Origin of the sequence: Vibrio bathopelagicus, assembly GCF_014879975.1 — a bacterium.
In the GTDB taxonomy this organism is placed as follows: Bacteria; Pseudomonadota; Gammaproteobacteria; order Enterobacterales; family Vibrionaceae; genus Vibrio; species Vibrio bathopelagicus.
On sequence record NZ_CP062500.1, the window covers coordinates 579,546 to 592,323 of the forward strand.

The window sequence follows — 12,778 nt, forward strand, 5'->3', positions numbered from 1 at the left end:
AAGGTGAACTTAATGAGCGTATTACGCCGTCTTCCTCTATTAGCGCTTCCTCTCATGATTACTGCATGTAATGCATCAGAAGCGAAAGTAGAACAAACATCAACAGCCGTCGAAGTTGCTTCAGCTCAAGCTGTTGATACAGCTGCGTTAACTAAGCGCTTTGAAAAAATCGGTATTAAGGTAGAGAAGATTGTTCCTTCAGATATCGATGGCCTGTTAGAAATTCAAACCAACAGCGGCATTATCTTTTCTTCTCCAGAGGGCGATCACTTTCTAGCGGGCACTCTTTACTCTTTGGATGACAACGGCAAGTTCAGTGATGTGCTGGCCGAGCGTCAAGCTCCGCTTAATGCTGAAAAAGTCGCGGCATTGTCAGATACGGTTATCGAATATAAAGCCGATAACGAAAAGTACGTTGTGACGGTGTTTACTGACATTACCTGTGGCTACTGTGTTCGTCTACATAGCCAGATGCAAGGCTATAACGATCTGGGTATTACCGTTCGTTACATGGCTTACCCACGCCAAGGTGCGACCGGGCAAGTTGCCGACCAAATGGCAGCAATCTGGGCTTCTGACGATCCAAAAGCAGCGATGCACAGTGCTAAAGCAGAACGTAAAATGCCAGCAGCGGGCAAAGACCTTAGCGAGCAGAAGCAAATCATAGCGAAGCAGTATCAACTAGGCCGTGAGCTTGGTATTAATGGTACTCCTGCTATCGTGCTAGCAAGTGGTGAGTTGGTGAGTGGTTACTTACCGCCAGCACAACTTCTTCAGCGTTTAGAGCAGTAAGCTTTATTCCGAGCAAATCAGTTTGGTTTAGAACGGCATGATTTGTTCAGAGCGATGAGATTCGTTGAAAGTTATCTAGCCTCGTCGCTCGTTGTTTAAATTCCCCCATGTTTTTGATTTAAGGAGTGGCCTGATTGATATCGGGCCCATTTTTATATGATAGAGATCCAACGCCGTCCTGAGGTCGATACTTCAGTTTTACCTGCTCACTTACCTGATTTGTTAAAGCGCATTTATGTAAGTCGCGGAATCGACAGTGCAGAGCAACTGGAGACAGCTGCGAAAGGCTTACACTCCTATCAAAAACTGGGTGGTATCGATGCCGCGGTAGAGCTGCTTTTCAATGCGATTAAGCTTCAGAAGCGCATTATTGTTGTCGGTGATTTTGATGCCGATGGCGCGACTAGTTCAGCTTTGTCGGTGTTGGCACTGCGCATGCTGGGCAGTTCGAATGTCGATTACCTAGTACCGAACCGCTTTGAAGATGGCTATGGATTGAGCCCGGAAGTTGTTGAACAAGCGATTGAGATTGGTGCCGAAGTAATCATGACCGTAGATAACGGTGTCTCTTCGATTGACGGTGTTCGCTTTGCTAAAGAGCAAGGCCTTGATGTGCTGGTTACTGATCATCACTTGCCTGGCTCTGAACTACCGATTGCCGATGCAATGGTTAACCCCAACCTAGAAAGCTGTGCATTTCCTTCAAAAGCACTAGCAGGTGTTGGTGTGGCGTTTTACCTGATGATGGCGCTGTGTGTTCATATGCGTAAATTGGGTTGGTTCGCACAGCACGGCATGACAGAACCTAAATTGATGGAACTGATTGACCTTGTGGCGCTAGGCACTGTAGCCGATGTGGTTCCACTCGATGAGAACAACCGTATTTTGGTTCATCAAGGTTTGCAGCGTATCCGTGCAGGCAAAGCGCGCCCGGGTATTCAGGCCTTGATTGAAATTGCTAAGCGAGACGCTAAGCGTTTGGTGGCTTCTGATTTTGGTTTTGCTCTTGGCCCGCGTATCAATGCAGCAGGCCGATTGGATGATATGTCGTTTGGTGTTGAGTTGTTGATGAGCAATAACATTCACGCCGCGCGTCGAATGGCCAGCGAGTTAGATGGCTTGAACCAGACACGTAAAGAGATTGAAGAGGGCATGAAACAAGAGGCGATGGCTTTTTGTGAGCGCCTTGAGTTTGGTAAAGACGATCTGCCTTCCGGTTTAGCCCTGTTCCAACGTGATTGGCACCAAGGTGTGATTGGTATTTTGGCTTCGCGTATCAAAGACAAATACCACCGCCCAGTGATTGCGTTCGCTGATGGTGGGGAAGGCAGTATTAAGGGTTCATGTCGCTCGATTCCGGGTTTGCACATGCGCGATGCGCTCGACCGAATCGATACTCAAAACCCTGGTTTGATCTTGAAGTTTGGTGGCCATGCGATGGCGGCCGGTTTGACCATTATGGAAAAAGACTTCGAGCGATTCAGTAAGATGTTTGATGACGTTGTGCGCAAAGAGCTGGGTGAGACAGCGCTGAAGGGCATCATCTTGTCTGATGGTGAACTGTTACCAGAAGAGTTCTCTATGCACACCGCTGAAACGTTGCGTTCAGGTGGTCCTTGGGGGCAAGCGTTCCCTGAGCCAATCTTCGACGGTGAATTCAAAGTGTTGCATCAAAAATTGGTCGGTGAGAAGCACCTTAAATTGATGCTAGAACCTTTATACAAAGGCCATCCAACCAATGTAATGATCGATGGTATTGCCTTCAACGTTGATTTACGTCGCTGGCCAGATGCGTCAGTGAAAAGGGTGAATCTCGCATTTAAGCTGGATATCAACGAGTTTCGTGGCAACCAATCTTTGCAGTTGATGATTGATCATATTGAAGCAAAATAGCGTTATCTTCACTGAATAATGTTCATCATTTAGCCCCAAATTCAACAAGCTCTGTTCAAAAACAGGGCTTGTTTTCTTTCTTTCCCTTATAAATCCTACGTCTTTTTTCAGCCAGTCAAATTTATATCCCACTAAGTTATTGAATCTTGGCTTTCCACTCTAAAAAATTCTGTATCTCCGTCACACTTTTGAGTACAATTCTTCGGTTAAATTCTACTCATAAATGATGAGCTAAAATGTTTGAAATCAATCCTATTAAAAACCGTCTGCAGGATGTGTCTGAACGCACAAATATCCTGAGGGGGTATCTTTGACTATGACGCTAAGAAAGAGCGTCTAGAAGAAGTAAACGCAGAATTAGAACAACCGGATGTATGGAACGAACCTGAGCGTGCACAAGCGTTGGGTAAAGAACGTTCTGCATTGGAAGCGGTAGTAGAAACAATCGACCAACTTGACCAAGGTGTTGAGGATGTTGAAGGTCTATTAGAGCTTGCGGTTGAAGAAGAAGATCAAGAGACGTTTGACGAAATTGAACCGGAACTGGCTGAGCTAGAAGCTAAGCTAGAAAAACTGGAATTCCGTCGTATGTTTGCTGGCGATCACGACGCATCAGATTGCTACATCGATTTACAGTCAGGCTCGGGCGGTACAGAAGCTCAAGACTGGACTTCAATGATGTTGCGCATGTACTTACGTTGGGCAGACTCGAAAGGCTTCAAAACTGAAGTTATCGAAGTGTCTGATGGCGATGTTGCTGGCCTTAAAGGCGCAACGGTACGTATTTCTGGTGAGTACGCATATGGTTGGTTGCGCACAGAGACCGGTGTTCACCGTCTGGTTCGTAAGTCACCATTTGATTCAAGTGGTCGTCGTCATACTTCATTTGCATCTGCGTTTATCTACCCAGAGATTGATGACAACATTACGATCGACATTAATCCTTCTGACTTACGTATTGACGTATACCGTGCCTCTGGCGCTGGTGGTCAGCACGTAAACACCACTGAATCGGCGGTACGTATTACTCACGTTCCAACCAACACTGTGGTTCAATGTCAGAATGATCGTTCGCAGCATAAGAACAAAGATCAAGCGATGAAGCAGCTACGTGCTAAGCTTTTTGAACTTGAGATTCAAAAACAAAATGCTGAAAAACAAGCGAGCGAAGAGACGAAATCAGACATCGGTTGGGGCAGTCAAATCCGCTCTTACGTACTGGATGATTCTCGTATCAAAGATTTGCGCACCGGCATCGAAAATCGCAATACTCAAGCGGTTCTTGACGGTGACTTAGACAAGTTTATTGAAGCTAGCCTGAAATCAGGTCTGTAAGCTTTACCAACTATTAAGCTTTACCAATAATATTGGTAAAAATGCCTATATTTGAAAAAATATAGCTGTCCAAATTATAAAAGCAGGGTACATCTCTAATGACTGATGCTGTTCAAAACGAAAACGCACAAGAAGCTTCTTCACCTGAAGAGAACAAACTAATCGCTGAGCGCCGCAGCAAGCTGGATCACATCCGCCTGAACTGTAAAGCTAACGGTCACCCAAATGATTTCCGTCGTGAGCACCTAGCTGGCGACCTTCAAGCGGAATTCGGTGAGAAGACTAAGGAAGAGCTAGAAGAGCTTAACCACATCGTTGCGATCGCTGGTCGTATTATGGCGAAGCGTGGTCCATTCCTTGCGATTCAAGAAACTTCTGGTCGTATCCAAGCATACGCAGCGAAAGACGTTCAAAAAGTACTAAAAGAGAAGTACCAAGGCCTAGATATCGGTGACATTATCGGTGTTAAAGGTGCGCTTCACAAGTCTGGTAAAGGCGACCTTTACGTGAACATGGAAGAGTTTGAATTGCTAACGAAAGCACTTCGTCCTCTGCCAGAGAAGTTCCACGGTCTAACTGACCAAGAGATGCGTTACCGTCAGCGTTACGTTGACCTAATCGTGAACGAAGACTCTCGTAACACATTCATCGTGCGTTCTAAGCTTGTGTCTTCAATCCGTAACTTCATGAGCTCAAAAGGCTACCTAGAAGTTGAAACGCCAATGATGCACGTGATCCCGGGTGGTGCAACAGCACGTCCATTTATCACTCATCACAACGCACTAGACATCGACATGTACCTACGTGTTGCACCTGAGCTTTACCTTAAGCGTCTAGTGGTTGGTGGTTTTGACCGTGTATTCGAGATCAACCGTAACTTCCGTAACGAAGGTCTATCTCCACGTCACAACCCTGAATTCACAATGATGGAATTCTACCAAGCGTACTCTGACTACAAAGATCTAATGGATCTGACAGAAGAGATGCTAAGCACAGCAGCGATGGACGTTCTTGGTTCGACTTCTATGCCTTACGGTGACGAAACCGTTGAGTTCGGTGGCACTTACGCTCGTATGAGCATGTTCGATGCAATCAAACACTACACACCTGAAAATGCAAACATTCAAGCTCTGACTGAAGATGATCTTCAGAACAGAGAATTGATGGTTAAAATTGCAGAAGAAGTGGGTCTGTACGTTGAGAAGTTCTGGACATGTGGTCAGCTTCTTGAAGAGATCTTTGGTGAAACGGCTGAGCCTCAGCTAATTCAACCAACGTTCATCACAGGCTACCCAGCGGACATTTCTCCACTGGCTCGTCGTAGCGATAGCAACCCATTCTTCACAGACCGCTTTGAGTTCTTCATCGGTGGCCGTGAAGTAGCGAATGGTTTCTCTGAGCTTAACGATGCACAAGACCAAGATGAGCGTTTTAAAGCACAAGTTAACGCAAAAGACGCGGGTGATGATGAAGCTATGTACTACGATGCAGACTACATTACTGCACTAGAGCACGGCCTTCCGCCAACAGCAGGTCAAGGTATTGGTATCGATCGCCTAGCGATGCTATTTACTAACACGCACACAATCCGTGACGTGATCTTGTTCCCGGCGATGCGCCCTCAAGCGTAATTTTCGCTGACAGGCTGTAACAGCCGATTCAATTTAAAAGCCACCTTCGGGTGGCTTTTTCTGTTTATAAGTGTCCAAAACCTTGCCTGTACCGCACTCTTGATTCGAAAAATCATTATTTCTGACATAGTCTTACTATTGAGACAAAAAATCTAAGATAGTCTCACTACTATACGTCTCTGCGCTGAATACGATCTCGCGGCATTTTTGTCGAACGATGAAGCAGTGACTCGTATTAGCCTGATTTAAATAAAAATAGAATAAGGAAGAAGGATGGGAACTCAATTTAAGATGGATTCCTTACCAGGTTCTCTTATCGTCGTTGGTGGTGCGTACGAACCCTGGTTATCTGTATTAGAACAAGTGGGTTGGCAGTGTACCCAGTGTGCAGATTTACGAAAAGCCGATGCATTGATTGCCGACATAGGCCCATGCATTGGCATTGTGGACCTTAGCCATGATGAGTTCAGCCTAAATGGCATTGCAAACTTGGTGAGTAACAATAAGCAGGTTAGGTGGCTCGCCTTTATCCGTGAATCGCAATTAAGCTCCGATACTATTTGCCAGTTTATCGTTAACTTCTGTATCGACTTTTTCACGGCACCCATTCCAGATGCGCAGCTACTGAGCACCATAGGTCACCAGCTTGGTATGCTTAAGCTTGAGCAGAAAGTATGGCCAAACTACGGCATTAACAACAATATGGGCTTATTGGGCGACTCGGTGGCAGTAAAGCGCCTAAGAGACCAAGTAAAGCGTATTGGGCCAACTGATGTCAGCATCTTAATTTATGGCGAGAGTGGGGCCGGTAAAGAGACGATTGCACGCTCTATTCATCAAAACTCTTCGCGCGCGCAAAAGCCATTTTTAACGGTCAATTGCCGAGCTCTGTCTGAGATGAGAATTGAGGCTGAAGTCTTTGGCATTTCAGCTTCATCTGATGTTGCCCCCTGTATGTTGGAAGAGGCGGACGGCGGCACGATATTACTCAATGATGTACTGGCGATGCCCCGCAATCAACAGTTGAATCTGTTGCGCTTCTTACAAGAAGGGAAAATAGAGACGGAGACTGGATCTAAATCGGTAGATGTTCGTATTCTAGCGGCTAACTCTTCTGATATTGAAAAGGCACTGATTGAAGGTGATTTCAATGAAGAGCTTTACCACTATATCAATGTTCTACGAATCCAGGTTCCGAGTTTAAAAGAGCGGGTTAGTGATATCTCTGTGCTGGCTAATCATTTCTTACGTCAGTATTCGAAAGAGTTTAATGCTCAAGCTAAGAGCTTCTCTGACGAAGCGCTTCGCTCGATGAATCGTTATCACTGGCCGGGTAATGTCCGTGAGTTGATGAACCAAATCAAACGTGTTGTGTTGATGTCGGATTCGGTGATCATTGACGATCATCAGCTGGATTTACCTAAGCAAAATGATGAACGACGCAGTCTCAAAAGTATTCGTGAGCGTTCCGAGCGAGATGCATTATTGATTGTTCTGGAATCTTATGGTGGTCAAGTATCGTTGGCCGCTAAGGAACTTGGAGTTTCACGCGCAACCATGTACCGATTGCTTAACAAACATAGCCTGATTTCTGAAGGTGTTGTTTAGAGCTCTCAATTAATCGAATTTATCCGGTTAGTGTCAATCTAAGAGCCACGCATGATGCGTGGTTTTTTTGTTACCTATCGCTACAACTTCCTGTTGGCTGATAGATTGAGCTATTGGACGCTCGGTCGTTAAGATAGATGTTCTGTGATTTTATATAATCATAGTGAATATGTTATATATAAAGTGATATGCAACTAATATTTAGGTGAATCATTTGTTTTGAAATTGTTAATCAATTATCGGTTGAATAATATACTCACTTGGTTAGACTTTAACCGTGAAAGCAATGGTTTAACAAAGACTTATTTGCTTTTATTATCTCATTTCTTTTTGGATTTTTTAGTTAGTTTGGAGGCGCAAATGAAACATTTCGATTTTATGCAGCATATTTGCGCGTCGTTTGATCCGTGTACTGACATGGTGACTGTTATGTCACAAGCATCAGCCATGGCCGATCGAAACACCCAAGATAAACCTAACTAATAGATCCGTATCCTTATTTGGCTGCGGAAAAATAGCAGCTAAGTGAGAAGCCCTCATACTATCTAGAACGCTATTTTTCCTCAGTTTATTCCACAACTGGAGAGTTATTATGCGTCACTCAGTATATTTAAAACTAGCAACAGTCCTTATCCGTGCAGACCTTCGTCGTGAAGAACGTGAATGGCAACGAAAAGTTCGTCGTAGTTCATATGATCTACCATGGAACAATACTCACTTATTGAGAGATATTGGCCTTGAAGCCGATGGTCGACCAATTGGTTTTTCTGAGCCTGAAGTAGTCACGATTGAGCGTCGAGTTCGTCATCTTCGTCGAGTCTTAAGCGCGCGAATACCGACGTAATCTTGTGGGGTGATAGCGCATTTCACCCCTTAAGATAAATATCAGAGATAGTTATGGCGTCTAAAGCACAAGCTTTTGAACTAGATCTGGCCAAAAAAGAGAAGCACTTGCTTCTCTTTTTTGCTTTTTAAGCCGTTATGTATGATTTTTTAAGTCGTTATCTAGTAAAGGAAAAGAGTTCTACTAAGCTTTATGTAGCAATGGAGGCAGGCTATGCAAAAGCATCAATTAGACATGTGGTTACATGGAGAGCATAAAGACTCTTATCAAACACCTAAAGTGTACGTTATTGGGTGTTCCGATATATCGGAATATCTATTGGCGGTGGAATATAAACACAAGCTGGAACCCGTTAAGCAGGACGGAGAACCGCTTCATTTTGGCTCCTTAGATCAAGTGAAAGAGGAGTTGCTCCGGCTGGGCTTTGAAAAGGCATACCTGCGTTTGCACAATGCGTATGACGAGTTTGGTAATGAACCAAGCCAAAGCTACTGCGATATAGAGTTAGCTTTAAAATCGCATTAAAACGCCTCTGTAACACACGACAACCAATGACATCTACTCGTTAGTCATTGGCGAAACCAGTATTAAGCGCTAGGCACAGTGGCTGTGAGCTATTTATGCGTAGTGTGTTGTGAGCAAGTTATGAGTGAACTGGGTTCGTAGGTAGAAACCACGAGGTTTGGTCTTGATAGGCTTTCCACTTGCACCATACGCTTCTGTTAATACTCGGCTGTTTGCTGCTTTCGGTCGTAAGTGCAATGCTTCTCCGTGCCTTGCTGTGATCTGCTCAACATTACCTAACACGATCAACTCCATGAGCTCTTCCCAATCTCTTTTTAAGATCTCGTCTTCTGCTTGGGTTGGTGTCCAGAGTAGTGGGGAGCCAACATGCCTTTCTGCTAGCGGGATCTCTCGCTCACCTTCAACTGGGATCCACAACACTTTAGATAGCTTGTTTCGGACGTGACTGGTTTCCCATGTTAATCCTTGTACTCCCATTAAAGGTGCTACACAGACAAAGGTTGTTTCTAAAGGCTTACCAGAATAACCGATAGGAATACTTTTTAGTTCGATCCCTAACTTAGCAAAATCTTGTTCTGGCTTACTGCCTGCTGCCGCACCCAAGTGCCATTCTAATAGTTGTCCAACCCAGCCTTTATCGCGCTTAAGATCGTTTGGCATGATCATCTCAGCTTCATCCGCGAGCTCTTTGAATGTCATTCCGGCGATAGCATACGCTCTGTCTAAGAGCTCTTGTTGTGTTTGTGGTTCTGGTTTCATAATAAAAGGCATGATCAAAAAAATGATTTTATCAGAAGTTATCACCAAATGCCGACTGGTTAAGAAATGATCTCATTGCTATAAAAGGGATCAAACTCATGGTTATCCACAGGTCATGAAGGTAATTAATTGGAATATTAATTTAGTGTATAAATAAACAGGGGTTTGTGGTGGATAAAATGCTTGCTAAATGGGGTTCAAAATGAATCTTTGACCCACCAGTGTGGATAAGCAGCGGAGTGGTTGATCTTTGACCATGTTTGATTTTGAAAAGATCTTTTGGTTTTTGAAGATTGTTTATTTTATGATTTTTCTCTTAACTTTATGATTTTGTGTGTTTTTTATTGTTGGTGGTGAAAGGTCCACTTTCGGTGTTGATGAATGTATGGATTAAAAAAAACGATTGCGGGTAATTCTTCACATAGTTATTCACAGAAAAGGTGAATAAATGTGGTCTATGTCTCACTCTTGTGTGGGTAACTAAGATTTGAACAAAACTTATCCATATTCTTAGTTAATCTTCATAAATATAGCGCTTGTCACGTCACTAAGTTTGCTCCAATTGGGGATATGTGGAAAAATCAGTGTAATTAAAAATTTAGATAGAGGTTGGCCAGTGATAGATGGCGATGGTTACCGATTAAATGTTGGTATTGTAATCTGTAACAACCATGGTCAGGTCTTCTGGGCTAAACGATACGGGCAACATTCATGGCAATTCCCTCAAGGGGGAATAGATGAAGGTGAAACTCCGGAACAGGCAATGTACCGCGAGTTGTATGAAGAGGTTGGCCTTACAAAAAAGGATGTAAAAATCGTCGCGACAAGTCGTCATTGGTTACGCTATAAGCTACCCAAACGACTGGTTCGGTGGGATTCGAAACCTGTCTGTATTGGACAAAAACAGAAGTGGTTCCTTTTGCGCTTAGATTGCGATGAATCGCATATCAATATGCAGCGTGGAAGTACACCTGAGTTTGATGGTTGGCGTTGGGTGAGTTACTGGTACCCAGTTCGACAAGTTGTTTCTTTCAAGCGAGATGTTTACCGTCGAGCAATGAAGGAATTCGCATCTTTAGCAATGCCGTTTAAAGAGCGAAAAACAAAAGGAAAACGCAAATTGCGTAGAGGTTAAGCATGCTCAGCCAACTAAGGGAAATAGTTGAACACGTATCAAGAGTTGAAGATGTGTCGACGGCTCTTGATATTTTGGTGAAAGAGACATGCAGTGCGATGCAGACAGAGTGCTGCACCGTGTATCTAGCGAATAATGATATGCAGCGCCTTGAGTTGATGGCAACTCAAGGCCTGATCTTCGAAGGGAATAGTATTCACATTGGTTTTGACGAAGGCTTGGTTGGCCTTGTCAAAAGAAGTGCTGAACCTATTAACCTTGCACAGGCATCTGCTCACCCTGCTTATAAGTTTTTTCCAGAACTAGGAGAAAGTGTTTACCACTCTTTTCTAGGCACTCCGATTATCCATCGTAAGCAAGTGCTTGGCGTTTTGGTTATTCAACAGAAATCTCCTCGTTTATTCAGTGAAATGGAAGAGTCTTTCCTTGTCACTCTCTCAGCTCAACTTGCGGTTATTGTGGCGCATGCCCAAACTCAAGGCCATTGGCTTCTTGAGCAACAAAAGCTGCCAGCCATTAAAGGTATTGCTGCATCATCCGGTGTCGCTATCGGTGATTTATGGTGGGACAACACACAACCTGAATTAACCGATGTTTACCCGGCATCGACGCTCAACGTTGAAAGAGAGCATGAGTTGTTGGCGGTTGCGGTCGAAAATGCCCTCAACGACTTCAAGCGCATGCGAAAGCGCTTAGATAGTGAAATCAACAAAGATGCGCTGGCGATCTTTGACTTGTTTACCCACTTACTCAACGACCCTATGTTGCGTAAGGATCTGAAAAGCCAAATTCAAAAAGGTGACAAGGCGGATTGGGCATTAAGACAGGTTGTTGAGAGTTACTCTAACCGCTTTGCCCGTATGTCTGATGTCTACCTTCGAGAGCGGGCACAAGACATTCGCGAACTGGGTCAAAGGCTGCTCTATTTCCTTCATAACTCAGAGCACGAGCTGCGGACTCTAGATAAACCGATTGTCTTGGTGGTACGTGAGTTAACGGCTTCAGTCTTAGCGTCGATTCCAAAAGAAAAATTGTTGGCGGTAGTCTCGCTTGAAGGGGCAGCTAACTCGCACGCAGCCATTTTATCTCGCGCATTAGGCATTCCCTCGGTAATGGGAGTAAATCTCAATCTAGCTGAAGCTAATGGCAAACAAGCGATTGTTGATGGTTACAGCGGTGAGATCTTTATTGAGCCGACTCAGAGCCTACTGAGCGAATACCAAGGGCTAATTCTAGAAGAGAGTGAGCTCTCCTCTATGGTTAACCGAGAATTGTACTTACCTGCAAAAACTCAAGATGACCGACAAGTCGAGATCTTGCTTAATGCAGGCTTAAGTGCCGATACCAATATTGCGATCAACCAAGGGGTGGATGGCGTAGGCCTGTATCGAACAGAAATCTCTTTCTTGCTGCAGCAAAGATTCCCGTCAGAAGACGAGCAGTTCAAGCAGTATCGATCTGTGCTCGCGAGTTACCCAGAGAAGCAAGTCGTGATGCGAACCTTGGATATCGGTGGCGATAAGGCGTTACCTTACTTCCCTATAGAAGAAGATAATCCATTCCTTGGCTGGCGTGGTATTCGTTTTACGCTCGATCATCCCGATATATTTATTATCCAGTTGCGTGCAATGTTGCGTGCGAGTTGTGATAGCCAGAACTTGAGTATTTTGTTGCCAATGATCTCTAGCACTCAAGAACTGGATGATACTGTTCAACTCATCGAGCAAGCCTACGATGAAGTGCATGAACTCGACAATCGAGTACGTATGCCGCGTATTGGTATCATGATTGAAGTACCATCAATGCTTTACCTTCTTCCGCTTATTGCGGATAAAGTTGACTTCGTTTCGGTGGGCACCAATGACTTAACTCAATATTTATTGGCGGTTGACCGGAACAATTCCCGTGTCTCTGATGTCTATGAATCCATGCACCCTGCAGTGATCATGGCATTGAAACATATCCATGATACTTGTAAACAGCATCAATTGCCTGTGTGTATATGTGGAGAGCTCGCGGGCGATCCAATGGGCGCATTGCTCTTGATTGGGTTAGGGTATGAGACGTTAAGTATGAATACCTCAAATGTCGCAAGGACTAAGTATTTGATTCGTCAATCTAAGCTTAGTGAACTGCAAGATTTGGCAAATGAGGCGCTATCAAAACCGTATGGAAGTGACATCTATAGTATGATGCTCAACTATTTCGAAGAGCGTGAATTTACAGGCTTCATTCGAGCGGGTAAAAAATAGGATT

General features: G+C 44.3%; 11 protein-coding genes. 10 read left to right on the plus strand and 1 reads right to left on the minus strand.

All coding sequences use genetic code 11. The features are described from left to right. The first annotated feature begins 12 nt into the window (after window positions 1–12). The 8 genes from IHV80_RS02620 to IHV80_RS02655 all read left to right on the plus strand — a co-directional run bounded on the left by IHV80_RS02620 (window position 13) and on the right by IHV80_RS02655 (window position 8,628). Window positions 13–792, plus strand: coding sequence for a thioredoxin fold domain-containing protein (locus IHV80_RS02620; RefSeq protein WP_192889979.1), 780 nt, complete (start codon window positions 13–15; stop codon window positions 790–792). A gap of 156 nt (window positions 793–948) precedes the next feature. Further along, complete coding sequence (gene recJ, locus IHV80_RS02625; protein WP_192889980.1) at window positions 949–2,685, plus strand: single-stranded-DNA-specific exonuclease RecJ; 1,737 nt, start codon at window positions 949–951, stop codon at window positions 2,683–2,685. Between the two features lie 236 nt (window positions 2,686–2,921). Beyond that, a protein-coding gene (gene prfB / locus IHV80_RS02630) for a peptide chain release factor 2 (protein ID WP_102550771.1) occupies window positions 2,922–4,020 on the plus strand; the annotation gives its coding sequence in 2 pieces (ribosomal slippage) (window positions 2,922–2,996 and window positions 2,998–4,020; 1,098 coding nt in all). A gap of 98 nt (window positions 4,021–4,118) precedes the next feature. Continuing rightward, on the plus strand, window positions 4,119–5,651 hold the full coding sequence (lysS, locus tag IHV80_RS02635) for a lysine--tRNA ligase (protein WP_017110548.1): 1,533 nt from the start codon (window positions 4,119–4,121) through the stop codon (window positions 5,649–5,651). Between the two features lie 273 nt (window positions 5,652–5,924). Then, window positions 5,925–7,259 carry a cyclic-di-GMP-binding transcriptional regulator VpsR gene (gene vpsR, locus IHV80_RS02640; RefSeq protein WP_192889981.1) on the plus strand — a complete coding sequence of 445 codons (1,335 nt, stop codon included), beginning with the start codon at window positions 5,925–5,927 and terminating at the stop codon, window positions 7,257–7,259. 360 nt (window positions 7,260–7,619) lie between these two features. Further along, window positions 7,620–7,742, plus strand: a complete 123-nt coding sequence (locus IHV80_RS25290) for a hypothetical protein (RefSeq protein ID WP_264158396.1) — start codon at window positions 7,620–7,622, stop codon at window positions 7,740–7,742. Between the two features lie 109 nt (window positions 7,743–7,851). Continuing rightward, window positions 7,852–8,103, plus strand: coding sequence for a hypothetical protein (locus tag IHV80_RS02650; RefSeq protein ID WP_004735015.1), 252 nt, complete (start codon window positions 7,852–7,854; stop codon window positions 8,101–8,103). A gap of 213 nt (window positions 8,104–8,316) precedes the next feature. Further along, window positions 8,317–8,628 carry a DUF6482 family protein gene (locus tag IHV80_RS02655; RefSeq protein WP_086712439.1) on the plus strand — a complete coding sequence of 104 codons (312 nt, stop codon included), beginning with the start codon at window positions 8,317–8,319 and terminating at the stop codon, window positions 8,626–8,628. A 93-nt stretch (window positions 8,629–8,721) separates the two neighbouring features. Here IHV80_RS02655 and mutH read toward each other — a convergent pair whose 3' ends face one another. Next, window positions 8,722–9,387: a DNA mismatch repair endonuclease MutH gene (gene mutH / locus IHV80_RS02660; protein WP_050546301.1), complete on the minus strand. Its 666-nt coding sequence runs from the start codon at window positions 9,385–9,387 to the stop codon at window positions 8,722–8,724. 616 nt (window positions 9,388–10,003) lie between these two features. On the opposite strand from mutH, the gene rppH reads away from it, so the two are divergent. Beyond that, window positions 10,004–10,522 (plus strand): RNA pyrophosphohydrolase, encoded by a 519-nt coding sequence (rppH, locus tag IHV80_RS02665; RefSeq protein ID WP_009848435.1) that lies wholly within the window; start codon window positions 10,004–10,006, stop codon window positions 10,520–10,522. 2 nt (window positions 10,523–10,524) lie between these two features. Next, window positions 10,525–12,774: a phosphoenolpyruvate--protein phosphotransferase gene (ptsP, locus tag IHV80_RS02670; RefSeq protein ID WP_192889982.1), complete on the plus strand. Its 2,250-nt coding sequence runs from the start codon at window positions 10,525–10,527 to the stop codon at window positions 12,772–12,774. Window positions 12,775–12,778 lie beyond the last annotated feature (4 nt).